The organism is Nitrosopumilus oxyclinae (assembly GCF_013407165.1).
GTDB lineage: Archaea > Thermoproteota > Nitrososphaeria > Nitrososphaerales > Nitrosopumilaceae > Nitrosopumilus > Nitrosopumilus oxyclinae.
In genome coordinates, this window is the sequence record NZ_CP026994.1 from 517,599 (window position 1) to 542,833 (window position 25,235).

The 25,235-nt window shown below is 36.5% G+C and carries 21 protein-coding genes and 1 tRNA gene; 10 read left to right on the top strand and 12 right to left on the bottom strand.

All coding sequences use genetic code 11. The features are described from left to right. The 9 genes from C5F49_RS03085 to C5F49_RS03125 all read right to left on the bottom strand — a co-directional run bounded on the left by C5F49_RS03085 (position 1) and on the right by C5F49_RS03125 (position 9,129). Entirely contained in the window at positions 1 to 852 is an 852-nt protein-coding gene (locus tag C5F49_RS03085) for a prephenate dehydrogenase/arogenate dehydrogenase family protein (RefSeq protein WP_179363278.1), read from the bottom strand. Then, on the bottom strand, positions 849 to 2,219 hold the full coding sequence (locus tag C5F49_RS03090) for an aminotransferase class I/II-fold pyridoxal phosphate-dependent enzyme (protein WP_179363279.1): 1,371 nt from the start codon (positions 2,217 to 2,219) through the stop codon (positions 849 to 851). The genes C5F49_RS03085 and C5F49_RS03090 overlap by 4 nt, the downstream gene beginning before the upstream one ends. Before the next feature lie 4 nt (positions 2,220 to 2,223). After that, positions 2,224 to 3,321, bottom strand: coding sequence for a chorismate synthase (gene aroC, locus C5F49_RS03095; RefSeq protein WP_179363280.1), 1,098 nt, complete (start codon positions 3,319 to 3,321; stop codon positions 2,224 to 2,226). Positions 3,322 to 3,651: 330 nt separating this feature from the next. After that, a complete protein-coding gene (gene aroA / locus C5F49_RS03100) occupies positions 3,652 to 4,920 on the bottom strand; it encodes a 3-phosphoshikimate 1-carboxyvinyltransferase (protein WP_179363281.1) in 1,269 nt (422 codons plus the stop codon). Then, positions 4,910 to 5,764, bottom strand: coding sequence for a shikimate kinase (locus C5F49_RS03105; protein WP_179363282.1), 855 nt, complete (start codon positions 5,762 to 5,764; stop codon positions 4,910 to 4,912). The genes aroA and C5F49_RS03105 overlap by 11 nt, the downstream gene beginning before the upstream one ends. Then, a complete protein-coding gene (gene aroE / locus C5F49_RS03110) occupies positions 5,764 to 6,585 on the bottom strand; it encodes a shikimate dehydrogenase (RefSeq protein WP_179363283.1) in 822 nt (273 codons plus the stop codon). The genes C5F49_RS03105 and aroE overlap by 1 nt, the downstream gene beginning before the upstream one ends. A gap of 42 nt (positions 6,586 to 6,627) precedes the next feature. Further along, positions 6,628 to 7,299 carry a type I 3-dehydroquinate dehydratase gene (gene aroD, locus C5F49_RS03115; RefSeq protein WP_179363284.1) on the bottom strand — a complete coding sequence of 224 codons (672 nt, stop codon included), beginning with the start codon at positions 7,297 to 7,299 and terminating at the stop codon, positions 6,628 to 6,630. Further along, positions 7,296 to 8,354 carry a 3-dehydroquinate synthase II domain-containing protein gene (locus C5F49_RS03120; protein WP_179363285.1) on the bottom strand — a complete coding sequence of 353 codons (1,059 nt, stop codon included), beginning with the start codon at positions 8,352 to 8,354 and terminating at the stop codon, positions 7,296 to 7,298. Before C5F49_RS03120 ends, aroD begins: the two co-directional genes overlap by 4 nt. Beyond that, a complete protein-coding gene (locus C5F49_RS03125) occupies positions 8,347 to 9,129 on the bottom strand; it encodes a 2-amino-3,7-dideoxy-D-threo-hept-6-ulosonate synthase (RefSeq protein ID WP_179363286.1) in 783 nt (260 codons plus the stop codon). The genes C5F49_RS03120 and C5F49_RS03125 overlap by 8 nt, the downstream gene beginning before the upstream one ends. 157 nt (positions 9,130 to 9,286) lie before the next feature. Between C5F49_RS03125 and mqnC the strand changes: the two genes are divergently transcribed. Then, positions 9,287 to 10,405 carry a cyclic dehypoxanthinyl futalosine synthase gene (mqnC, locus tag C5F49_RS03130; protein ID WP_179363287.1) on the top strand — a complete coding sequence of 373 codons (1,119 nt, stop codon included), beginning with the start codon at positions 9,287 to 9,289 and terminating at the stop codon, positions 10,403 to 10,405. On the opposite strand, the gene C5F49_RS03135 is transcribed toward mqnC, so the two are convergent. Further along, positions 10,400 to 11,842: a menaquinone biosynthesis decarboxylase gene (locus C5F49_RS03135; RefSeq protein WP_179363288.1), complete on the bottom strand. Its 1,443-nt coding sequence runs from the start codon at positions 11,840 to 11,842 to the stop codon at positions 10,400 to 10,402. The genes mqnC and C5F49_RS03135 overlap by 6 nt on opposite strands. A 40-nt stretch (positions 11,843 to 11,882) precedes the next feature. Then, positions 11,883 to 12,257, bottom strand: coding sequence for a hypothetical protein (locus C5F49_RS03140; RefSeq protein ID WP_179363289.1), 375 nt, complete (start codon positions 12,255 to 12,257; stop codon positions 11,883 to 11,885). Positions 12,258 to 12,320: 63 nt separating this feature from the next. Between C5F49_RS03140 and C5F49_RS09575 the strand changes: the two genes are divergently transcribed. From C5F49_RS09575 to C5F49_RS03160, 3 genes are all read left to right on the top strand, one after another. Next, complete coding sequence (locus tag C5F49_RS09575) at positions 12,321 to 13,097, top strand: trans-sialidase (protein WP_246275373.1); 777 nt, start codon at positions 12,321 to 12,323, stop codon at positions 13,095 to 13,097. Positions 13,098 to 13,160: 63 nt separating this feature from the next. Then, positions 13,161 to 13,352: a hypothetical protein gene (locus C5F49_RS03155; protein WP_179363292.1), complete on the top strand. Its 192-nt coding sequence runs from the start codon at positions 13,161 to 13,163 to the stop codon at positions 13,350 to 13,352. Positions 13,353 to 13,464: 112 nt separating this feature from the next. Beyond that, positions 13,465 to 14,406: a trans-sialidase gene (locus C5F49_RS03160; RefSeq protein WP_179363293.1), complete on the top strand. Its 942-nt coding sequence runs from the start codon at positions 13,465 to 13,467 to the stop codon at positions 14,404 to 14,406. A 29-nt stretch (positions 14,407 to 14,435) separates the two neighbouring features. On the opposite strand, the gene bcp is transcribed toward C5F49_RS03160, so the two are convergent. Next, complete coding sequence (bcp, locus tag C5F49_RS03165) at positions 14,436 to 14,900, bottom strand: thioredoxin-dependent thiol peroxidase (protein WP_179363294.1); 465 nt, start codon at positions 14,898 to 14,900, stop codon at positions 14,436 to 14,438. A 103-nt stretch (positions 14,901 to 15,003) separates the two neighbouring features. Here bcp and C5F49_RS03170 point away from each other — a divergent pair, with 103 nt between their 5' ends. The 6 genes from C5F49_RS03170 (at position 15,004) to C5F49_RS03195 (ending at position 25,212) form a co-directional block, all read left to right on the top strand. Beyond that, complete coding sequence (locus C5F49_RS03170) at positions 15,004 to 15,708, top strand: MIP/aquaporin family protein (RefSeq protein ID WP_179363295.1); 705 nt, start codon at positions 15,004 to 15,006, stop codon at positions 15,706 to 15,708. A 39-nt stretch (positions 15,709 to 15,747) separates the two neighbouring features. After that, complete coding sequence (locus C5F49_RS03175; protein WP_179363296.1) at positions 15,748 to 16,182, top strand: hypothetical protein; 435 nt, start codon at positions 15,748 to 15,750, stop codon at positions 16,180 to 16,182. Beyond that, a complete protein-coding gene (locus tag C5F49_RS03180; RefSeq protein ID WP_179363297.1) occupies positions 16,175 to 16,996 on the top strand; it encodes a hypothetical protein in 822 nt (273 codons plus the stop codon). Before C5F49_RS03175 ends, C5F49_RS03180 begins: the two co-directional genes overlap by 8 nt. Before the next feature lie 38 nt (positions 16,997 to 17,034). Beyond that, positions 17,035 to 17,109: transfer RNA gene (locus C5F49_RS03185), tRNA-Arg, on the top strand. A 52-nt stretch (positions 17,110 to 17,161) separates the two neighbouring features. After that, entirely contained in the window at positions 17,162 to 17,386 is a 225-nt protein-coding gene (locus C5F49_RS03190) for a hypothetical protein (RefSeq protein ID WP_179363298.1), read from the top strand. 107 nt (positions 17,387 to 17,493) lie between these two features. Then, positions 17,494 to 25,212: an Ig-like domain-containing protein gene (locus tag C5F49_RS03195; protein WP_179363299.1), complete on the top strand. Its 7,719-nt coding sequence runs from the start codon at positions 17,494 to 17,496 to the stop codon at positions 25,210 to 25,212. Positions 25,213 to 25,235 lie beyond the last annotated feature (23 nt).

The following is a 25,235-nucleotide window of genomic DNA, read 5'->3' on the forward strand; positions in this document are numbered from 1 at the left end:
CTATTTTTCGACTGCTTTTACCATTTTTGTCATTCTTTTGTAGGATTCAGTTACATCCGTATGTTTGGCAAGTCTCTCTTGGCATTCTTTGATGTAGTCTATCACTTCTTCTGTCTTTGATTCTTGAACAGCTGTTAGTAATCTGCCAATGTCTTTCCAAAGTTCTTCTGCCACTCTTCGTATCTCTGGGTTTGCAATGATGGTCTCAATTAGTTCTGGAGATTCTGTCATGATACTTTCTGCCAATGTTTTTTGAACTCTGAAAGTTGTACCTGACATTTTTTCTGTGAGATTCATCTTTTCATCTTTTGAAATGATGTTTGCAAAAACTAAATTCATTAAATGTGTTAATCCTAAAATTACTGCTATCTTTTTGTCATGTTCTGCTGCATCTATTGTGACAAAGTTTGCTCCACTAAACAATGCTTTTGCAACAGTTAATTCTTTTTTGGCATCTTTGATTGGAACTGAAATAATATTTTGGCCTTTGATTGTTTTGGTACCTGGACCAAACATTGGATGAATACAGATTGGATTAATTTTTGCTGGCATTTTTGATAATGATGATACTACTTTGGATTTTTCAGATGATATTTCAATTAGATATGTGTCTCGTTTCATCTCTTTTGCAATCAGTCTGATTATCTCGGGTGTTCTTCTCGTAGGTGTACAAAGAACAACATAATCTGCTTTTAAAATTCCCCCTACTAGTGATTCTGATATTTTAACGTCTTTTCCAGATACTTTATTTTCAGAGTCATACCCTGTTACTTCAAATCCTTCGCTTGCAAAATATTTTACAAACCATTGTCCCATTTGACCCCCTGCGCCAATTATTGTGATCTTTTTCAATTGTTAGTCCTCATTATGTTACCAAGTATATTCATTCCTTCAACCAAAACCTCTTCATCTTGGCATGCAGATAATCTGATAAAGTTCTTGTAATTTCCAAATCCTTCACCTGGAGCTACTGCCAAACCTTTCTCTAAGGCACTATTGGCGAAATTGACTCCATCAAAGCCCTCTTGATTGATTCTTGCAAAAAGGTACATTGCACCATCAGGGACTACAAAATCTAGTCCCATCTCACTTGCTTTTTTAGACAACACATCTAGTCGGGTTTGTACTGTATTAGTATTGTTGGATGTGTCTGCTTCAAGGGCTTTCATGGCTACATATTGAATTGCTTCAGGGACATTTGTAAGACATAATGCTTCTAGTTTTGCCATTTTTTCGATTATTTTTGAATCGGCAATACCGTACCCTACTCTAAATCCGGTCATTGCATGTGATTTTGAAAATGATTGTGTTACGATACTTTTCTCATAATTGTAACTTAGAATGCTTTTCCAGCTAGTCTTTGCATATTGTGAATAAATTTCGTCACTGAGAATGTATAGATTATTTTCTTTTGCTAACTGGATAATTTCATCTTGTAATTTTTCATTTAGAATTTTTCCTGTGGGATTGTTTGGATAATTCAGAACGATCATTTTTGTATTTGAATTAATTGTACTTTTGATCTGCTCTACAGATGGTTCCCACTTGTCTTCAACAGTTGTATTGATGGTTCTAACTTTAATCCCTGCATTCAGTGCACAATCTTTGTAAGCAGGCCATGCAGGCTCAATTACTATCATCTCATCTCCTGGATTCAAAAGAGTAGTTATTGCTGTGAAAATTGAAAATCTTGCACCGGGGCTTACAATTATGTTGTCTTGTTGAATATTCACATTGAATTTTTTTGATACATATTTTGCAAGTGATTCCCTAAAGACTGGCATTCCTTTTACTTGGCCATATTTTAGAAAGCCTTTATCAAATACTTCTTCTAATGCATCTTTGACTATTTTTGGTGGTAAAAAGTCAGGCTCTCCAACTTCCATATGGATAATTTTTTTCCCTTGTGCTTCAAGTGATTTTGCTTTTAAGAAAATTGAGAGATGTGTTTGTTTATTTCTAGATTGAACTTTTACTGATTCATTTAATAGAAAATTTAGAAACTTTGTTGCCATTGTTTCATCTAATCCGATATTGTTACACAGTGAAATTACTTTTCCACGTAGGCTATCTTCTCTTGCTTCGTCTGTTACTCCTTTACCGATATTTTTTTTGACTTCTCCAATCTCTTTTGCAATATCTGTTCTAGTTTTTAGTAACTCTATCATTTTTAGAGTGACCTCATCCATTTTGTTTCGAAGATCGTTGATATCTGACATTTTCTTAGAGAACTGGTTTAATTGCTCCTGATAGGAGTGCATGATCTGCTATTGTTAATGCCACAAGTGAATCTACTACTGGTGGAGCTCTGGGTACTACACATGGATCGTGTCTTCCTTTGACTTGTAGAATAGTTTCTTTTTTTGTTTTGATATCTACCGTTTTCTGCTTTTGAGCAATAGACGATGCTGGCTTGAAAGCGATTCTCATTGTAATTGGCATTCCATTTGAAATTCCACCTAGAATTCCACCAGATCTGTTTGTTTCAGTAACGATTTTTCCTCTCTTTACTACATACAAGTCATTATTTTCAGAACCAAAAAGTTCTGAACCTTGAAATCCTGAACCAAATTCAATTCCTTTCACTGATGGAATTGAAAAAATTGCTTTACTCAAATCTGATTCTAATGAACTAAAAATGGGTTCACCTAATCCTACTGGAACATTTGTTGTAACTGATTCAATTATTCCACCAAGTGAGTCGCCTTTCTTTCTTGCATTTAGAATGTTTTCTCTCATGGTTTTTGCTGTTTTAGTTTCTGGACATCTTACTTCATTTTTATAAATTGAATTAATCATTTTACTATTGAATTCTTTTTCCATCTTTATTTTTCCAATCTGTGATGTGAATGAGTTTGTTTCAACACCTAGTGTTACTTTGAGTAATTTTCTTGCAATAGCTCCTCCCATAACATGGGTAGCTGTTAATCTACCTGAGAATCTCCCTCCTCCTCTGTGATCATTATAGTGATTATATTTTGTCATGGCAGGATAATCTGAATGACCTGGTCTTAGCTTTGTTTTCAAATTTTCATAATCTTTTGATTTTTGATCACTGTTCCAAATTACCATTGTAATTGGTGCTCCTGTTGTATGACCTCTGAAAACACCTGAAATTATTTCAACTACGTCTCCTTCTTTTCTTTGAGTAGAGATTAAATTCTGACCTGGCTTTCTAAGGTCTAGCATTTTTTGAATATCTTTTTCATCGATTTCTAATCCTGCAGGACATCCATCTAAAACTGCCCCGATTGATTTTCCATGACTTTCGCCAAAACTTGTTAAAACAAGACGCTGACCAATAGAACTTCCCGGCAACATACTATCAAAGTTATTTGATGTTTATAATTCCTCATTCTGAAATTTGTTGAAAATTTTATCATGAAATTGATTATTTTTTACTTATACTTTACACCTGTTTAGAAATTATATTATTATTGGATAAAACATGAAATAATTATAATATATTCTTAAATATAATAATAACATACACAATATATGGTAAAACGTGTAAATTATAACAAATAGTTTGCGCGGCCCTGCGAAAAAGACATGTTATCACGCGAAAGCGTTGTGAGTGAGGAGAATGCTTTTCACTCTATACAGGGTCGCGCCTTTTATCTCCCTGAATAATTTTTTCTAAAAATAATATCAATCAACTAAGATTTTTGCACCCATACGATTCATCTCCTCTACAAAATTTGGATATGAAACTTTGACTGATTCCGGATCTGTAACTGTACAATTACCAACATACATTCCTGCAATACAAAATGCCATGAATAATCTGTGGTCTTCTTCTGATATTAAATCTGCACCTGAAATATTTTCTGATGCTTCTAAAATCATACCGTCTTCTTTTTCTTGAATATTAATTCCAAGTTTTACTAATTCTCTTGAAATGATTGCAATTCTATCTGTCTCTTTTAATCTTGCATGTTTTACATTAAATATTTCAATTGGTCCAGATGAACATAATGCCAAAATTGCAAGTGGTGGAAGAAGATCTGGTGAATTACTCAAATTAAATTTTCCTCCCTTTAGTTTTTCAGGAGATTTAATTTTGATTTGTTCATCATCCATCATTATTTGAACTCCTAACTGTTCTAAAATATCTATAAACACTTCATCTCCTTGAGGTAAATTCCCCATGTTTCCCTTTATTGTAATGTCCTCACCGTTTAGAACAGTTGCAGAAAGAAGTAGTGCAAGACTTGAAAAATCTATTGGAACAGTAAATGTAGATTCTTTGTAAATTTGTGGAGATATGTTGTACCTTTTGTATGGAATTAGTGTTTGCACTGTTACGCCAAACTTTCGCATTGTGGCAATTGTTGCATCAAGATATGGCTTTGATACTAGGTTTCCTTCAATGGTGAGATTGATTCCTTTCTCAGTTAGTGGTGCACAAATTAATAATGAAGAGATAAACTGGCTAGAAAAATTCCCTGGAATCTTTACTTCTCCTCCAATTATTTTTCCTTTAATTTTGATTGGCGGTTTTCCATCAGTTGAACTACACTGTGCTCCAATACTTGATAATGCATCTAAGAGGGGCTGCATTGGTCTTTTTTGTAAACTTGAATCTCCAGTTAGAGTGATTTCCTCAGAATACAGACTTGCTATGCCTGAGGCAATTCTCATTGTAGTACCTGAATTCTCAGTATCAATTTCAGGTACTTTTGTGCCTATTTTTATTGGATTTTTAACAATTATTGATGAATCAGCAATCTCAATTTCTGCTCCAAATTTCTTACATGTCTCAATTGTTGCTTTAGTATCTGCTGAGAGTAATACATTCTCTACAGTACTGTTTTTTCCAGCAAGTGATGCTAGAAAAATTGCTCTGTGTGTATAGCTTTTGTTTGGAGGACAAATTATCTGTCCTGTTATTTTTGATTTTTGAATTTTACACTTCATGAACTTCTGCCTTTTTATTGCTAATTTTTGAAACGATTATGTTTCCTTCTAATGTTGAGAATACTTTTTTGATTGCAGTTTCATTTTCTTTTTTTGTTACTGCTGCAATTGATGGTCCATTTCCAGAAACTGATGCTCCTAGTGCGCCTTTTTCAATTAGTTCTGTAATAATTTTAGAATCTGAATTTAATATTGATGCAGTAGCTAATCCGTTTATTATCATTGCATCCCAATAGTTTGCTTTTCTGGCTAACTCCCATGCATTTTCAAAAATTGATGAGAGAATCTTGAGTTTTTTTAAGTTTCCTCTTTTTCTATTTTTTGGAATAAATATTACTGCAATTAGGTTGGATGGCCCCTTTTCAAATTGTATTCTCTTCTTTTTTGCATTGTCTGTAACATTAAATCCCCCATAATAACAAGAACATGCATCATCGTATGCTCCGGTAATGCTGACTTTGGATTCAATTGATGCATCTACTCCTGCAAGTAAAATTTGCTGATCAGTGAATTTTGGTTTGAATATTTTTGCACATGCTAGGGCAACGGCTGAAGAAATAGCGCTTGAACTTTTTAATCCGTAACCTGTTGGGATTTCTGAATCTAATGTAATTATGATCTTGTTTTGCTCCAAGTCTTTTTTTGAAACAATTTTTTCAATTGTTTTGTTAATCAAGCGAGAACTTAGGCTCTTATTCTCAGATTGTATTGAAATCCCTTTTCCTGGGCTGGTCTCTACTGTAGCCTCTACTTTAAGCTCAATTCCTAGGGTGGCCCCTTTATGATTTGCAATTGCATTTACCAATGAAACTGCCCCATGGACTGTAGCCTTTGCTTTTGCCATCAAAATCCCCCTAACAGTGCTTTTTTCATGGCATTATAAGGTGCTTCTATGCCCTGCCAAATCTCAAAAGCCCTGACTGCTTGACCTAGAAGCATTTCATACCCGTAAATTATAATTGCTTTTTGTGCTTTTGCTTTTTTGATAAAATCTGTGTTCATTGGCATGTATACGATATCATACACGATTGTTTTTTCATTAATTCCATCTAATTCAATTACACTGGATTCATTTTTGAGACCTACTGATGTTGCATTGACAATAATGTCGTAATTCTTTGCTGAATCTTTAATGTCTTCAATTTTTACAGCACTAGCATCTAGTCCTATTGTTTTTGCAAATTTTGAAAGACTGACTGCTTTTTCTAGTGTTCTATTTGCAATGGTTATACTATCTGCTTTTTCTTTAGCAAATCCTGCAACTATTGCTCTGGCTGCTCCTCCTGCTCCAATTAAAAGAACTTTGGCTCCTTTGATGTTTAATTCTTTTTTCTTAAATGGTTCTAGGAATCCATCCATGTCTGTATTGTATCCTTTTAAAACTCCATCTTTGTTTGATACTGTGTTAACTGCACCAATAAGACTACACGTTTCATCAATTTTATCTAGATACTTCATCATCTCCACTTTATGTGGGATTGTAATGTTGAAACCGTCTATCTTTATTTTCTTTAATCCTTCAATACCTTCAGCTAATTCTCCTTTAGGAATTCTATATGCAATGTATGATGAATCTAAATCTAATTCCCTAAATGCTGCACTATGAATATTTGGTGATAATGAGTGATCAATGGGATCTCCAATTACGGCAAATGATTTACTCATCTTATTTTCTTGAGTATTATGATTGATTTAAACTCTCAACTGTTATTTTTTTAAATTGATAATTTTTTTCACTTCATCTACACTGAATTGCCCAGGAGCTATTGCTTTTCCTAGTGAGACGTATGTGTATGGACTGCCCAAATATAGGCACAAAATCCTTGAAATTCTACCATAATCTCCCATTGCAAATGCGATGAGATTATTTTTCCCTTTCTTACTGTACAATTCTAACATTCTAGTAGAGTCATCAGTTGATTTTGCCGTACTGACTATTTTTACATTTGAAGAATATTTACTCATTAGAGTTATCTTCTTTTTTAGTTCTGCAGAACTTGGGGTCTTTTTGAAATCGTGCCATGAAACAAGTAATTTTGTTTTTGTTGATTTTAAATAATTCGTTAATGTTGCATTTCTCTTCAATGTGTTAAATTCTATATCTAGCAAGAATGGGTTGTACTCTGCAATTAATTTTATAATTGCAATTCTTTCTTTTTCATTTCCTGAAAACTTTCCACCTTCGTTTTTTGGTCTTAATGTGCATACTATTCTATTGAGATCTTTTTTTATCAATTCTAATGTTTCTGGAATTTGGTCTGATCTTAGAAAATCAAATCTAACTTCAACATAATCTGATTTTGATAGTGCAATTTTTAATCTTTTTTTAGTTTTTGCTGGTGTTTGTTCTGCAATGGAGACACATGTTTTGTATTTCATTTTTCTAAGATATATTCATCTGAGACTTCCATTCCAAAATGTCTGCCCATTGCAGCCTTTGAATGCACCATGACTGTATCTCCTTTCTTTAGGTGTGTAACTGAAACGAGTTGCCCATTTGATTTTACAAAGCGAATTGTTTCTGCGTCTTGTGCAATGATTCCTCCTGTTTCTCCTCCCACAGTAGCTTTAATCATCAACATTGGTCTTCGTTCGATCTTTGATCTTCCTACAGTTGCTCTTCTTGCTTTACCTTTTGAATTAAGAATTAAAACTTCAGAACCTGTCTCTATTTCTGAGAGATAACTTGTTGTTCCATCTGGTGACAATGTATAGCAATGAACTGCACCTGCGTTTACTCGAAATGGTCTAGGTGATGTAAATGATGATCCTACTGATTCATTATGAACTAGAAACAAAAAGTTTGATCTGCTCCCAATTAACATGCCTTCCCCTTTGTGAAGCATAGATGCAGTATCCACACAAACGCGCTCTCCGTCTCCTACTTCCTTGATTTCTGTAATCTTTGCAGGCTTCATATCGAAACTCTTTGTTCCCAAGTATATCATGACTTCACGAACTTCACTAATTGATGATGTGCTGAATATTACGCCATCTACTCCGACTTCTAAAATTGAAAACATCTTCCTGACTTCCTCAGGGGTTCTAGCTATTGCAAAGATTTTGGTGTGAATTTTATGCAATTTTGCAATAATGTTTTCTAGTGGAATTATTTTCCAGTCTTTTACTTCGATAATTACAAAGTCTAATCCTTTCTTGGCTATGTTGAGAACATTTTCGATATCAGAATTTGATAAGATTTGGAATTTCCTTCCAACTTTCTTACCCTTTGGTTTTGGAGCCTCTTTTTCTAATACTACATAATTTGCAGAACTAGATGGAAATACTGTTTGAAGTTTAGTCTTTTTCTTGCCTAGTTTTTTTGGGTCAAGATACACCATCTTGATTCCTTCTTCTTCTAATTGAGGAAGAAGTTTAGCTAATTGTGTCTGTGACACTTTAGGTGAAATTATTAATTCTCTTGATTTACTCAATTTTTTTCATTGCTTCCTTTGCGGTTCCTTTTCTGAAAATTATTTCGGCTAATGCTTCTACCATTTTTTCAGGTGTTTTATGTGCAAAGATGTTTCTACCATATGTAACTCCTTTAGCTCCTGCAGTCATTGCGTCTTCGGTCATTTGAAGAATATCTAAATCTGTTTTAGCTTTTGGTCCGCCAGCAATTACAATTGGAACTGGTGTGCTTTTTACAATTTTTGCAAATGAATCAATATCACCTGTGTATAGTGTTTTTACAATATCTGCACCACACTCTGCTCCGATTCTTGCAACATGTCCGACAACTTCTGGGTCATGTGGATTCTTGATATTTTCTCCTCTTGGATACATCATTGCTAAAAGTGGCATTCCCCATTTGTGACATTGGTCTGCAGTCATTCCTAACTGCTCTAACATCTCTGGCTCTTCTTTGCCTCCAATGTTGATGTGCAATGAAACTCCATCAGCTCCCATAGCTGCTGCCTCTTTTACAGTTCCAGTTAACATTTTGCGATTTGGTGCTAATGATAATGATGTACTACTTGAAAAATGAACTAAAATTCCTATTTTGGTTGGTTTTGGTAATGCTTTGAGAATTCCTTTGTTAATGATTACACTTGTGAGTCCATGTGTTTCACATTTGTAAATTGTTGATATTGGATCTTCAAGACCCTCAATTGGTCCATTAGAGATGCCGTGATCCATTGGAATGCAAAGCATTCTTCCCTTTCTGAGAATTCGATTAAGTCTAATTTGATTTCCTGATACCATGATTTGATCTGATTTTTGTGCCCTACTTAAAAATAACGTGAATCTTTGAATTCGAATTTCTCAAAAATTGCGCACAAATCACTCATTTTGTTTATTTCTTTTTCCATTGTTTATTTCTATCAAGAATTAAATAGAAATTCTAAGGGATTATGGTTACTTGAGTCAAACTACTGAGCAGATACAAAAAAGTGATATCAAAGATATTTTAGAAAATTCTCTTAATGGCCAGAGACCTGGTCCTGAAGATATTTTGAGATTATTAGAGTCTGATGATATTCATTTGATGGGTCTTACTGCAGGTCATTTAACACGAAAACAGTTTGGCAAGAAAGCCTCTTTTGTAAATAATATTATTTTGAATTATACCAATGTCTGTATCACAGATTGTAAGTTTTGTGCATTTTACAGATCTCCTGGAGCTGAGGATTCTTACACATTAACTCTTGATGAAATTGAAGCTAGAGTAAAAACCTCTTATGACATGTTTAAGATTCGACAAGTTTTGATTCAGGGCGGTCATAACCCTAATTTGAAAATTGAATATTATGAAGATGCATTTAGGATGATTAGAGAAAAATTCCCAACTGTTGGGGTTCATGGATTATCTACATCTGAAATTGATATGATTTCTAGAGTTGAAAAATCATCTACAAAAGAAATCTTATCTAGATTAAAAGATGCAGGATTGCAATCAATTCCCGGAGCTGGTGCTGAAATCTTAACTGATTCAGTTAAAGAAATTATTAGTCCTAAAAAAATCTCTAGTGCTGATTGGATTAGAATTATGGATGAGGCACACACCTTGGGTATTCCAGGTTCTGCAACAATGATGTATGGCAGTGTTGAGAACAATAATGATATTGTTGAGCATTTTTCTAAAATTGTAAAATTACAAGAAAAGACCAAAGGCTTCATGGCATTTATTCCGTGGAACTTTGAGCCAAACAATACCTTGATGCAAGAAGAAGGTATTGTGGATTACGGAACTGGCGGAACTCAGCTATTGAAGATGATAGCAATATCTAGACTAGTTCTTGATGGACTAATCCCCCACATTCAATCCTCATGGTTAACAAATGGGGTTGGTATGGCTCAACTAGCACTACAATATGGTGCTGATGACTTTGGTGGCACACTCATTGGAGAAGAAGTTGTTTCTTGTACTGGAGCACGTTCAACAGAACTTACTGAGAAAATAATTGTCGATGCAATTCATCAAATTGGCTATCAGGTAGAAGAGCGAGATAATTTCTATAATCCTATTTCAGTATCATAATCCGTAACTGGACCATTTAGAATTTACTAGATCTTTTGTCTTCTCATCGACTTTGACTTGTTGTTGAATTTCTCTTTCATATCCTTCTTCTCTAGTTTTTTGAGTTGCATCAATTCCCATTTTAGATCCCAAGTTCACTAGAGGTGATGCAGGATCTAGTGTGTCAGTTGGTGTGTTGTTGATAATTACAGTATCTCTTGCAGCATCTGCCCTTGTAGTGATTGCCCAAATTACATCATTGATATCATGAACATTGATGTCCTCATCTACGACTACGAACATTTTTGTCAGTGATAGCTGTCCCATTCCCCAAAGACCCATCATGACTTTTTTTGCCTGTCCTGGATATCTTTTCTTTATTGATATAATTGCAAATCCTTGGAACCATCCAGCAGGTGGCATGCTAAAGTCTATCACTTCTGGATGGAACATTTGAATCAGTGGCAAAAATGAACGCTCAATTACTTTGCCGATATATGCATCCTCTAGAATTGGTTTTCCAACAACTGTTGTAACGTAGATTGGATCTTTTCTTCGCATAATTCCTGTTAGTGTAAATGTTGGGTATGGCTCAACTGGTGTATAGTATCCTGTGTGATCTCCAAACGGTCCTTCATCTCTAATGTCTGCAGGATCTACATATCCTTCTAAAACAATCTCTGCATTTGCTGGAACATCCAAATCAATTGTTTTACATTTTACAGTTTTGATTCCTTCTTTTCTTGTAATTCCTGCAAAGAGATACTTGTCCAGTCCTTCTGGAACTGGAGCAATTGATGAAAATACTGTAGCCGGCTCTCCGCCAATAATAATTGCAGTAGGGATTTTTTCTCCTTTTTCTTTTGATAGTTCACTGTGATGTGCACCTCTCTTGTGTTTTTGCCAGTGCATTAGTGCATGAGTTTTATCAACAATTTGCATTCTGTAAACTCCTAAATTTCTTACTCCTGTTTCTGGATGTTTAGTTGCAACTAGTCCTAGTGTTATGAATCGGCCTGCATCATCAGGCCATGATTTTAAAATTGGTAAATCATCAAACGATGCATCACTTGATGTAATCTCAGTTACTGGTCCACTTGATTCTGCTTTTGGAAATGATGCAGTCATTTTGGATAGTTCTGGAAGTTTTTTAATTTTATTTAGTAACCCTGATGGGATGTCCATCTTTGTCATATCTACAATACGTTGACCAATTTCAGTAAAGTCTGTCATCTCTAATCCAATTTCTAATCTTTTCATTGAACCAAACGCATTTCCTAAAACTGGCATGTCGAATCCTTTTACATTTTCAAAAAGTATTGCCGGACCATTAGAGTACATTTCACGTCTCATGATTTCTGCAATCTCTAAATCTGAATCAACTTCTGTTTTGACTCTCTTTAATTCTCCGTGTTTTTCAAGCTCTGAAATGAAATCTCTAATTCCTTCTATTCCCACATTGACTCTCTAGTCAGATCAAGTATAAGCTTAACTGGTTTTACATTGGTGGGAGTTCTGTTTTTCTATCATGTCCGCCAGAACCGAATTTACAGTAAAAGCACAATTCTGATTCCATGTACTTTAATTGTTCAACTTGAATTGCTCCTAGTTTTAGTGCAATTTTTGTTAGAATTTTATATTTTAATGGCATTGCAGGAATTACTTCATCCATGTACACTCTGTAATGATCTGGACAAAACTTTAGAGTGACTTTTGATGGCTCTTTGCCTTTCTCGTTTACTTGTTTTGTAAAATTGATCTGCTCTCGAATGTATTCATGTTTAGGACATGGGCAATCCTTACCTCCAGGATGTTTGTAGGCTGGAGTGTTCTTCCAATCAAAATCTGGATATTCTTTTTCAAAGTCATCCATAAGATCAATTGTGCATTTTAGCATATAAAACTTGATCAAAATTAGTTGGCGGAATCAACCCAAATGTACATAAACCCCGAATTGGCCATCAAAATTATGGCAGCTGCTAAAAAGCAAACAAAACAAGATCTTGAAAACAAGATTGCCGAATTAGAAGCAAAGCTAAACAAACTTTCTACTCAGCTAGATTCAAAACCTGCTGAAGTGAAACCAGCAGAAACAAAACCTGCTGAAGTAAAACCAGCAGAAACAAAACCTGCTGAGGTTAAACCAGCTGAAACCAAACCAAAAGGTGTTCTACCTAAAGGAACGGATTCAAAACCAGCTGAAGTGAAACCAGCTGAAAGACCTGCAGCAACTACAAAACCTAAAGGTACACTACCAAAAGGATTTGGAGATGCACCAGCAGAAGCTCCTAAACCACAGGATGCCCCAAAACCAGCTGAAACTACATCACAACCTCCAGCAACTGTACAAGATGCATTAGAGAATGCATACATGACAGCTCCTATGACATCATTCCATGATTATAGAGCCAAAGTCACAGGTTATTCTCCAGCACCTAACAGATACTTTGTCAGACTAACAGCTCCTGTAGGTAAAGTCCCAACTAAAAATTGGAATGATCAAAAAGCAGTAGTAACAGGTTACACTGCACCATCAAACCAATACTTTGCTACAAGAACAAGAATGGCATTCCATCCTGCTGATAAGCGATTTGGAAGTTTTAGTGGAGTCCCAATGACTGTTGACGGTCTTAGTGCACAAACACAAACACAACAAGCACCACCGCCAGAACCACCAAAGCCTGCAAAAGGCACACTACCAAAAGGTTTCTAATTCAAAAATAACTTTTATTTTCTATTTTTAATAGTAATATTCTTCTCTGTTCATACACTATACATGGCTCCAAAAATCTCATGTCCTAACTGTCAACAAAATGAATGGCTTGAAAATTCTGAACTGAGCTATCTTCCAACGGTTATGAAGATGGATGATGGAACTTATGCTGCTGATCCAAAAAATGGAATTCATGTTAGATTGTGGCGCTGTAACAATTGCATGTATGTGATGCAATTCTGGGAACCTGATTGATAAAAAAACTAATGTAATTATTTCAAAATATTGTTTGATTTTACTAATTAATTTGAACAAAAGTTTTCGATGAACAAAATGTAAATAAACAATGCGATATTTACTGTAAGGAATGGCAGCAAAAAGCAAAGCAAGTACAAAAAAGGATCTAGAATCCAAAATTGCTGAACTAGAGGCAAAATTAACAAAATTAGCTACACAACTAGAAGATAAGCCTGCTCCAAAACCAGCTGAAGTAAAACCTGCAGAAACAAAACCTACTGAGGTTAAGCCAGCTGAAGTAAAACCAGCAGAAACAAAACCTGCTGAGGTTAAACCAGCTGAGACCAAACCAAAAGGTGTTCTACCTAAAGGAACAGAAGAGAAACCTGCAGAAACACCAAAACCAGCTGAAACTACATCACAACCTCCAGCAACTGTACAAGATGCATTAGAGAATGCATACATGACAGCTCCTATGACATCATTCCACGATTATAGGGCAAAAGTCACAGGTTATTCTCCAGCACCTAACAGATACTTTGTCAGACTAACAGCTCCTGTAGGTAAAGTCCCAACTAAAAATTGGAATGATCAAAAAGCAGTAGTAACAGGTTACACTGCACCATCAAACCAATACTTTGCTACAAGAACAAGAATGGCATTCCATCCTGCTGATAAGCGATTTGGAAGTTTTAGTGGAGTCCCAATGACTGTTGACGGTCTTAGTGCACAAACACAAACACAACAAGCACCACCGCCAGAACCACCAAAGCCTGCAAAAGGCACACTACCAAAAGGTATGGGAGAAACACAGCAAGCACCACCACAACAAACCACTAAAGTTGATGATGGAAAATCTAGAGGGGAGAAACTTGCAGAATATGAAGCAGATTACTTGCAAAGAATAGAACAACAAAGAATAGATGATGAAAAAGCCTTTGATGAATTACTAGAAGCAGAATCTAAAGCACGTTCTACAGCTAGTAGAGGTACTTTACCAAAAGGGTTTGAACCAAAAACAGAACCTGAAGCACCAAAAGCATCTAAAGGAACTTTACCAAAAGGTTTCTAATCTATTAACAATCTTTTCTTTACTTATTTTTATTTTAAACTTAGAAAATCCTCTAGAACTTCTTTAGAATGTCCTGCAGGTTTTACCTTGGGATATATTTTGAAAATTTTCCCCTTTTCATTTACAAGAAATGTACTTCTCATTACTCCCATGTATTCTCGACCCATGAATTTTTTCTTTCCCCAAACACCAAATGCATTTGAGACTTCTTTCTCAACATCTGCCAATAATGGATATTGGATTTTCATCTTGTCACAGAATTTTTTATGAGAATCTACATCGTCCGGACTGACTCCAATAATTTCGATTCCTTCCTTTTGGAATTTTTTATAATCTTTAGAAAATTCATCAGCCTCTGTAGTGCATCCTGGAGTGAAGTCCTTTGGGTAAAAGTAGATGACGTGCTTTTTTCCCTTAAAATCACTTGACTTTACCTTGTTACCGTTTGCATCATTTACTGCAAATTTTGGAACAGAATCGCCTTCAGAAACCATATGTTCTCAAATGGATTGGCCTGTAATTAATTACTTTTTGAGATCAATGGATCCAAAATCAATGTCGAATCTTTTATATGGATAAATGCGAGGTTTTAGCTTGATGGTTAATCCAAGAGCATATCTTGCAGAAGCAATTGCAACTTTTGGTTTAGTATTCTTTGGTCCTCTTTCAGTAATTCTAGCAGTTTCTGCATTTGGTGAGGATCTAACAACACAATCAGTATTGTTCATTTCTCTTGGACACGGTGGTGCCATTGCTTTGATGGTTTATGCATTCGGACATGTTTCTGGTGCTCACATTAATCCAGCAGTTACAATTCCTATGATGATTACAAAAAAGATTGGAATCGTAGATGGAGTCGGATACATTATTTCACAATTAATCGGTGCAGTAGCAGCAGCTGCAACACTTGCAGCAATATTGCCTGAACTTGGCGCCAAAGTTAACTTTGGAACTCAAGGTGGTCCAAGTGATTTAATCAACAACAGTATTGGTTCTGGATTTGCAATTGAGGCAATCTTGACATTCTTCCTAGTTACTGTAATCTTTATGGTTGCAGTTCACAAAAAAGCAACTCCTGGAATTCAAGGACTTGCAATTGGTGGAATGGTTTTCCTAATTCACCTAGTTGCAGTACCATTAACAGGTGCATCAGTAAATCCTGCAAGAACATTTGGTCCTGCTTTAATTTCAGGATTCTGGGAATTCCATTGGTTATACTGGGCAGCCCCAATATTAGGTGGAATCATTGCAGGTTTGATTATGAATTATGTTTACACCAAACCAGCAGAAAAAGAAGCATAATCCTAACGTTTTTAAAAATTTGAACTTTAAATTTTACATATGACATCCTCTGATGCTGTTTCTGAAATGTTTGATTCAGAATCTCAAAAACTTTCTAGTCTAATTGATACTGCAAATTCTAAAACCGATATGAATATTCATGAAATTGTCGAGACCTACTATCAGGTCATGAATGTCTCATCTATGGCCACAATGCTCAAACAACAGGCAGATTCTGAGCCTAATGTCTTGTTAAAAATCAAAGAAACTGAAAAATTCATTTCTGAAAAATTTGATTCTATAGTTCATCCAAATATTATGGCAAAAATATCTACAACAATTCAGGAGATGACCCAGAAATTACAATCTGGAACTTCTGGAGAAAAGTCAAAAGAGCAGATAGAGTCTGATGCTAAACTGTTTGAGGAATTACGTCAAACAATGAGTACCAAAGAATTTGTTGAGCAATATGAGAAAGGAATCTCTCATGATTGATGATATTGCAAAAAACCTAGTTGAATTAAAACAAGAATTTGTGAAAATATATGATGGGAATAGCCAAGTTCAGGAATTAATTCCAAAATGTACTTCTGAATTATTTCCAATTGAACAATCTCATTTAGATTTGTTACATGAGTTTGCAACAAAGAATCCAATTTACTATAATTCTTTTGAGAAAAAAATTGGTTCTATAGATTGTATTGTTTATGAAGGTGACATTAACAAATATTGGCTGAACAGTATTCAACATGGATCAAGCAAAGCTCCGTTTTCTCCTACTTGGATAATGTCTGGATACATTGGTGTGTTGTTTGCAAAGGAATTAGGATACTCTGAAGTGATTGATATTGGTTCAGGCGATGGACGAATTGCATATTGTGCCAAAATTCTTGATTTGGAATCGTACAGTATTGAAATTGATGATATGTTAGTTGATTTACAAAATCTTTTAACATCAAAACTAAACTTTCATCCTTACTGTGCAGATGCTATCTCTTTTGATTATCTTTCTCTGAATTTGACACGACCTGTATTTTTCATTGGAGGGCTGGCACAAATGGGTGGAGTGTTTCTTGCATCTGGGGTGTTGGATAAAATCAATTCAATATCTAATTTGAAACAGAATTCCGGATGGGTATTTGCTGGAACTCTATCTCAAAAGTATCCCCAAGATCCTAAAAATGAGGCTGGATGGGGGACATTAATTGAAAAAAATAATCTAAAATCTATACAAACTATTCCATTACCTGCAGCTTGGACTATTCATGAATCGGACGATGTTCAATACATTTTTGCAGAATCTAACTAATAGCAATCCAAATTAAGCGTAAATTTTAAAATATTTTTGGACTCGTTGCATAGCTTGGATAGTGCGATTGCTTGCGGAGCAATAGGTCGTCGGTTCGAATCCGATCGGGTCCGTAATATCTCATGACAGGCATGATCTTAAGTTGAATTTTGTGTTAAATAATACATGATGATTGGTATCTCAAAAACACGAACACAAGAACAAATATCAAAAAAGATGATTAATGAAGAGAGAACAATTATCGATTTAGAATTGGCAATAAAAAAAGAACAATTCCGAAATTACATCAAGGGCACGCCTGATTTTGATGAGGGATATGCAAAAGTTGTAGACACAAAACCTTACGAACTTGATATGTCTGCTGTATGCTGGTGTACAGAGCAATCTTGATAATTCTGATTTAACTATTTTTTATTCTGTCCTTGTAAAATGAATCTGTAATATTTGATCGCTGACACATGATCGGTTTTATAAATAGTGCAGATTTGCATTTTTTATTGAGTTTTAGTAGAAATCTGCTATTAGGATTAATTTTTACAGTATTTTTAATTGGATTTTCATTTAATCAGGATGCATATGCAGCTACAATAACTGCAGCACCTGCAGGTGGAGACTGGAATGTTGGTTCAACTTGGGTTGGTGGGATAGTTCCGGTATCTGGAGATACTGTTGTTATTCCAAGTGGTTCTACTGTCACAGTTACTTCATCCATAACAATTAATGAAATTCAAAACTCTGGAACTATCGATATCAATAACTCTGTTGCAATAACGATTACATCAAATCTACATAACGACGGTATTGTAAACACTGGTTCTTCTACTACATTATTTTTCGAAGATGATGCAACACTTACCACCACTTCATCAACTGGCCCTAGTCAAATCTTCATTGGAGCTGGAAAGACATCCTTTATCCAACAGAGCGGAACCAACACAATTCCGTTTACACATCCTGCAGGTCACACCATTACTATTGAGGGTGCAGGACATCTTGGCAACAATGCTGGAGACCTAGGAGTTACAAATGACGGTGACATTATTGTCCAAGCTGGCGGTGACCTTACAATTAACGTCTCTCCTGGTAATGATTTCATCAACAATGCAGTAGTTAGATCAACTGGAGTAGGCAGTGACATACATTGGCTTGCTATTCCTTCAGAACGTTTCTTACAAAATGGAACATTTGAGGCCATTGACAATGCAGATATCCGATTACAAAATGGAATATTAGAAAATGATAATCTCTTTACTGCAACTGGCGGACAAATTACTGTAATTCAATCTATGACATTTGTAAATGTCTCAAATGATCAAAACAATTCTCTAGACATCAACAACAGTGTTGCAGTTACCATGGAGGGAAACTTCCACAATGACGGTATTGTAAACACTGGTTCTTCTACTACATTATTTTTCGAAGATGATGCAACACTTACCACCACTTCATCAACTGGCCCTAGTCAAATCTTCATTGGAGCTGGAAAGACATCCTTTATCCAACAGAGCGGAACCAACACAATTCCGTTTACACATCCTGCAGGTCACACCATTACTATTGAGGGTGCAGGACATCTTGGCAACAATGCTGGAGACCTAGGAGTTACAAATGACGGTGACATTATTGTCCAAGCTGGCGGTGACCTTACAATTAACGTCTCTCCTGGTAATGATTTCATCAACAATGCAGTAGTTAGATCAACTGGAGTAGGCAGTGACATACATTGGCTTGCTATTCCTTCAGAACGTTTCTTACAAAATGGAACATTTGAGGCCATTGACAATGCAGATATCCGATTACAAAATGGAATATTAGAAAATGATAATCTCTTTACTGCAACTGGCGGACAAATTACTGTAATTCAATCTATGACATTTGTAAATGTCTCAAATGATCAAAACAATTCTCTAGACATCAACAACAGTGTTGCAGTTACCATGGAGGGAAACTTCCACAATGACGGTATTGTAAACACTGGTTCTTCTACTACATTATTTTTCGAAGATGATGCAACACTTACCACCACTTCATCAACTGGCCCTAGTCAAATCTTCATTGGAGCTGGAAAGACATCCTTTATCCAACAGAGCGGAACCAACACAATTCCGTTTACACATCCTGCAGGTCACACCATTACTATTGAGGGTGCAGGACATCTTGGCAACAATGCTGGAGACCTAGGAGTTACAAATGACGGTGACATTATTGTCCAAGCTGGCGGTGACCTTACAATTAACGTCTCTCCTGGTAATGATTTCATCAACAATGCAGTAGTTAGATCAACTGGAGTAGGCAGTGACATACATTGGCTTGCTATTCCTTCAGAACGTTTCTTACAAAATGGAACATTTGAGGCCATTGACAATGCAGATATCCGATTACAAAATGGAATATTAGAAAATGATAATCTCTTTACTGCAACTGGCGGACAAATTACTGTAATTCAATCTATGACATTTGTAAATGTCTCAAATGATCAAAACAATTCTCTAGACATCAACAACAGTGTTGCAGTTACCATGGAGGGAAACTTCCACAATGACGGTATTGTAAACACTGGTTCTTCTACTACATTATTTTTCGAAGATGATGCAACACTTACCACCACTTCATCAACTGGCCCTAGTCAAATCTTCATTGGAGCTGGAAAGACATCCTTTATCCAACAGAGCGGAACCAACACAATTCCGTTTACACATCCTGCAGGTCACACCATTACTATTGAGGGTGCAGGACATCTTGGCAACAATGCTGGAGACCTAGGAGTTACAAATGACGGTGACATTATTGTCCAAGCTGGCGGTGACCTTACAATTAACGTCTCTCCTGGTAATGATTTCATCAACAATGCAGTAGTTAGATCAACTGGAGTAGGCAGTGACATACATTGGCTTGCTATTCCTTCAGAACGTTTCTTACAAAATGGAACATTTGAGGCCATTGACAATGCAGATATCCGATTACAAAATGGAATATTAGAAAATGATAATCTCTTTACTGCAACTGGCGGACAAATTACTGTAATTCAATCTATGACATTTGTAAATGTCTCAAATGATCAAAACAATTCTCTAGACATCAACAACAGTGTTGCAGTTACCATGGAGGGAAACTTCCACAATGACGGTATTGTAAACACTGGTTCTTCTACTACATTATTTTTCGAAGATGATGCAACACTTACCACCACTTCATCAACTGGCCCTAGTCAAATCTTCATTGGAGCTGGAAAGACATCCTTTATCCAACAGAGCGGAACCAACACAATTCCGTTTACACATCCTGCAGGTCACACCATTACTATTGAGGGTGCAGGACATCTTGGCAACAATGCTGGAGACCTAGGAGTTACAAATGACGGTGACATTATTGTCCAAGCTGGCGGTGACCTTACAATTAACGTCTCTCCTGGTAATGATTTCATCAACAATGCAGTAGTTAGATCAACTGGAGTAGGCAGTGACATACATTGGCTTGCTATTCCTTCAGAACGTTTCTTACAAAATGGAACATTTGAGGCCATTGACAATGCAGATATCCGATTACAAAATGGAATATTAGAAAATGATAATCTCTTTACTGCAACTGGCGGACAAATTACTGTAATTCAATCTATGACATTTGTAAATGTCTCAAATGATCAAAACAATTCTCTAGACATCAACAACAGTGTTGCAGTTACCATGGAGGGAAACTTCCACAATGACGGTATTGTAAACACTGGTTCTTCTACTACATTATTTTTCGAAGATGATGCAACACTTACCACCACTTCATCAACTGGCCCTAGTCAAATCTTCATTGGAGCTGGAAAGACATCCTTTATCCAACAGAGCGGAACCAACACAATTCCGTTTACACATCCTGCAGGTCACACCATTACTATTGAGGGTGCAGGACATCTTGGCAACAATGCTGGAGACCTAGGAGTTACAAATGACGGTGACATTATTGTCCAAGCTGGCGGTGACCTTACAATTAACGTCTCTCCTGGTAATGATTTCATCAACAATGCAGTAGTTAGATCAACTGGAGTAGGCAGTGACATACATTGGCTTGCTATTCCTTCAGAACGTTTCTTACAAAATGGAACATTTGAGGCCATTGACAATGCAGATATCCGATTACAAAATGGAATATTAGAAAATGATAATCTCTTTACTGCAACTGGCGGACAAATTACTGTAATTCAATCTATGACATTTGTAAATGTCTCAAATGATCAAAACAATTCTCTAGACATCAACAACAGTGTTGCAGTTACCATGGAGGGAAACTTCCACAATGACGGTATTGTAAACACTGGTTCTTCTACTACATTATTTTTCGAAGATGATGCAACACTTACCACCACTTCATCAACTGGCCCTAGTCAAATCTTCATTGGAGCTGGAAAGACATCCTTTATCCAACAGAGCGGAACCAACACAATTCCGTTTACACATCCTGCAGGTCACACCATTACTATTGAGGGTGCAGGACATCTTGGCAACAATGCTGGAGACCTAGGAGTTACAAATGACGGTGACATTATTGTCCAAGCTGGCGGTGACCTTACAATTAACGTCTCTCCTGGTAATGAATTTGATAATAGAGGAATAACTACTATTTCTGATGCATCTAGTACTGTTACATTCATAGCTATTCCTGGTGAAGTCTATAACAATTTCAATCTAGTTGATAATAGCAATGGTGGTGTATTCAGTTCATCTGGATTATTCATTAATCACTGTGGTGCCATAGTTCTTAATTCTATTGCAGATATTATAGGAACTGGAACTGTTCAAAACAATACATGTGATGCATCCATTGACGATGTAACTCAATTCGAAGGTGATGCTGGAACTAGTATCTTTACCTTTACAATAAGTCTGGATGATACACCACAAATCCCTGTAGATATTTCCTTTGGAACTGCAGATGACTCTGCAACAACTGCTGATGATGACTATGTTGCAAGTTCTGGAATTGCCACAATTAATGCTGGAGAAACATCAACTACTATTCCTGTAACTGTAAATGGTGATATCGATCTTGAAACTGATGAAACATTCTTTGTTGATTTACTTAATTTACAAATTCCTGAACAAAATGTAGCATTTGCAGATAATCAAGGATTGGGTACAATAACTAATGAGGATGTGTGTCCTGCAGGTTCTTTTGCAGCACCTGGTGATAATTTTTGTACTCCTGCACCTCCAGGTAGTTTTGTTCCAACAGCCGGTGCTACTAGTGCAACACTATGTGCTCTTGGAACCTTCCAACCATTACCAGGACAATTACAATGTGAACTAGCACCTCCAGGTTCATTTGTTCCAACTACAGGTGCAATTGATTCACAACTCTGTCCAGCAGGATTCTTCCAAGACCAACTAGGTCAACAACTATGTCTTGAAGCACCTCCAGGTTCATTTGTTCCAATAGAGGGTCAAACTCTACCTATTCAATGTCCAGTTGGAGAATTCCAACCATTACCAGGACAATTACAATGTGAACTAGCACCTCCAGGTTCATTTGTTCCAACTACAGGTGCAATTGATTCACAACTCTGTCCAGCAGGATTCTTCCAAGACCAACCAGGTCAACAACTATGTCTTGAAGCACCTCCAGGTTCCTTTGTTCCAACTACAGGTGCAATTGATTCACAACTCTGTCCAGCAGGATTCTTCCAAGACCAACCAGGTCAACAACTATGTCTTGAAGCACCTCCAGGTTCATTTGTTCCAATAGAGGGTCAAACTCTACCTATTCAATGTCCAGTTGGAGAATTCCAACCATTACCAGGACAATTACAATGTGAACTAGCACCTCCAGGTTCATTTGTTCCAACTACAGGTGCAATTGATTCACAACTCTGTCCAGCAGGATTCTTCCAAGACCAACCAGGTCAACAACTATGTCTTGAAGCACCTCCAGGTTCCTTTGTTCCAACTACAGGTGCAATTGATTCACAACTCTGTCCAGCAGGATTCTTCCAAGACCAACCAGGTCAACAACTATGTCTTGAAGCACCTCCAGGTTCATTTGTTCCAATAGAGGGTCAAACTCTACCTATTCAATGTCCAGTTGGAGAATTCCAACCATTACCAGGACAATTACAATGTGAACTAGCACCTCCAGGTTCATTTGTTCCAACTACAGGTGCAATTGATTCACAACTCTGTCCAGCAGGATTCTTCCAAGACCAACCAGGTCAACAACTATGTCTTGAAGCACCTCCAGGTTCCTTTGTTCCAACTACAGGTGCAATTGATTCACAACTCTGTCCAGCAGGATTCTTCCAAGACCAACCAGGTCAACAACTATGTCTTGAAGCACCTCCAGGTTCATTTGTTCCAATAGAGGGTCAAACTCTACCTATTCAATGTCCAGTTGGAGAATTCCAACCATTACCAGGACAATTACAATGTGAACTAGCACCTCCAGGTTCCTTTGTTCCAACTACAGGTGCAACTGACACATTAATTTGTCCTGCAGATAATTATTGTCCAGCCGGTTCTGCAATTCCTACGATGTGTCCTGTAGGAAGTGAATCTCCTGAAGGTTCATCATCACCTGCAGATTGTACTGTAATTGATGTAACTCCTCCTGTATTCACATCATTGATTTTAGATGTAACAGTTGAAGTAGCAGGACCATCTGGTACTACTGCAACATTTGCAATTCCAACTGCTGAAGATCCTGAAGAAGGACCAGTTGTTACAACATGTGATGCAACATCTGATGTTACCCTTTTCCAATACACTCCTCCAACTCAAACATTCAATCTAGTAACGTGTACTGCTAGTGATTCAGAAGGAAACACTGCAAACACCAGTTTCAATGTTATAGTTGAAGATACTATCGAGCCCTTCATATCCACTCCAGCAAATATTGATGTTGAAACAGTTGATCCTGCAGGAATTCTAGTATCTTACACTGCAACTGCTTCTGATGTATTTGATGGCTCAGTTACACCAACTTGTAACCCTCCATCTGATGATGTATTCCCAGTAGGAGTTACACAAGTTGATTGTACTGCATCAGATAGTTCTACTAACATTGCAAATGAGTTCTTTTTAGTTACAGTTACACTTACAAATCTTCCACCCGTTGCATCTGATGACTTCTTTACACTAGACCAAGATACTACAAACAATCCACTTGATGTCTTGCTTAATGATAATGATGAAAACAAACCCGCACTAGTAATTTCTGGAGTTGGTCCTGCTGATAGTGGTGGAATTGTAAATAATTTGGTAACCTCCTTAGAATATTCTCCAGCACCTGGATTCTTTGGAGATGAAATTTTTACATATACCATTTTAGATGATGCTGGACTAGAAGACACTGCAACTGTGACTGTATCAGTTTCATTTGTTGATTCTGACGGAGATGGCCTATCTGATGCAGAAGAGATAGCATTAGGAACTGATCCTAATAATGCCGACACTGACGGTGATGGATTAACTGATGGTGCAGAAATTAACACTCATGGAACAGACCCATTACTAACTGACACTGACGGTGACGGATTAACTGATGGCGGTGAAATTAACACTCATTTTACTAATCCATTACTATCTGACACTGACGGCGGTGGGGTAGATGATGGCACAGAAGTTAACATCGATGGTACAGACCCGCTTAATCCTGCAGATGATATAGTATCTGAAGTTTCAGTACAGGATCAAAAATCAGATTTCATTACTCAACTAAATGATAAGATAGATGATGCAGAAAATAAAAAGACTGAAAAGAATTTAGAAAAAGCAATTAAGGATATTGAGAAAAGCCTCAAATCTAAAAACTGGGAAGATGAAAATACACTAAGTGACAAACATGGTCACAAGGCAATTCACTCAGAAGAAAAAGCAGTAAAAGATTTGATGAAGATTACTAATGAAAAGAAAAATCCAGAATCTGGTTCATTTATTGCAATGATTCAAGGCGTTATTGATAGTATAGTAGAAATTGATAGAAACTTTGCACAAACTGCTCTAGATGATGCACAAGTATTTGCAGGTGACAAAAAATCTGATAAGGAAATTAGCAAAGCAGTAGAGGAGATGGCAAAAGGTGACGATGAAGTAGCTGATGATAAATTCGATAAAGGTATTCATCATTATGAAAAAGCATGGAAACATGCCCAAAAGGCAATGAAACATGAGATGGACGATGATGAAGAAGATGACGATGAAGACGATGAAGACGATGAAGACGATGAAGAAGACTAGTCTTATCTAGTACTGTCAGATCC

What these genes read in the sequence shown, in the direction of transcription:
- C5F49_RS03105 (WP_179363282.1), bottom strand. Translation starts at nt 5,764, where the DNA reads ATGGCAAAAGCAAAGGCTACAGTCCATGGGGCAGTTTCATTGGTAAAT.
- aroC (WP_179363280.1), bottom strand. Translation starts at nt 3,321, where the DNA reads ATGTTGCCGGGAAGTTCTATTGGTCAGCGTCTTGTTTTAACAAGTTTT.
- C5F49_RS03180 (WP_179363297.1), top strand. Translation starts at nt 16,175, where the DNA reads ATGATTGATGATATTGCAAAAAACCTAGTTGAATTAAAACAAGAATTT.
- aroA (WP_179363281.1), bottom strand. Translation starts at nt 4,920, where the DNA reads ATGAAGTGTAAAATTCAAAAATCAAAAATAACAGGACAGATAATTTGT.
- aroD (WP_179363284.1), bottom strand. Translation starts at nt 7,299, where the DNA reads ATGAAATACAAAACATGTGTCTCCATTGCAGAACAAACACCAGCAAAA.
- C5F49_RS03090 (WP_179363279.1), bottom strand. Translation starts at nt 2,219, where the DNA reads ATGTCAGATATCAACGATCTTCGAAACAAAATGGATGAGGTCACTCTA.
- C5F49_RS03190 (WP_179363298.1), top strand. Translation starts at nt 17,162, where the DNA reads ATGATGATTGGTATCTCAAAAACACGAACACAAGAACAAATATCAAAA.
- aroE (WP_179363283.1), bottom strand. Translation starts at nt 6,585, where the DNA reads ATGAGTAAATCATTTGCCGTAATTGGAGATCCCATTGATCACTCATTA.
- C5F49_RS03170 (WP_179363295.1), top strand. Translation starts at nt 15,004, where the DNA reads ATGGTTAATCCAAGAGCATATCTTGCAGAAGCAATTGCAACTTTTGGT.
- C5F49_RS03160 (WP_179363293.1), top strand. Translation starts at nt 13,465, where the DNA reads ATGGCAGCAAAAAGCAAAGCAAGTACAAAAAAGGATCTAGAATCCAAA.
- C5F49_RS03125 (WP_179363286.1), bottom strand. Translation starts at nt 9,129, where the DNA reads ATGGTATCAGGAAATCAAATTAGACTTAATCGAATTCTCAGAAAGGGA.
- C5F49_RS03175 (WP_179363296.1), top strand. Translation starts at nt 15,748, where the DNA reads ATGACATCCTCTGATGCTGTTTCTGAAATGTTTGATTCAGAATCTCAA.
- bcp (WP_179363294.1), bottom strand. Translation starts at nt 14,900, where the DNA reads ATGGTTTCTGAAGGCGATTCTGTTCCAAAATTTGCAGTAAATGATGCA.
- C5F49_RS09575 (WP_246275373.1), top strand. Translation starts at nt 12,321, where the DNA reads ATGTACATAAACCCCGAATTGGCCATCAAAATTATGGCAGCTGCTAAA.
- C5F49_RS03140 (WP_179363289.1), bottom strand. Translation starts at nt 12,257, where the DNA reads ATGGATGACTTTGAAAAAGAATATCCAGATTTTGATTGGAAGAACACT.
- C5F49_RS03155 (WP_179363292.1), top strand. Translation starts at nt 13,161, where the DNA reads ATGGCTCCAAAAATCTCATGTCCTAACTGTCAACAAAATGAATGGCTT.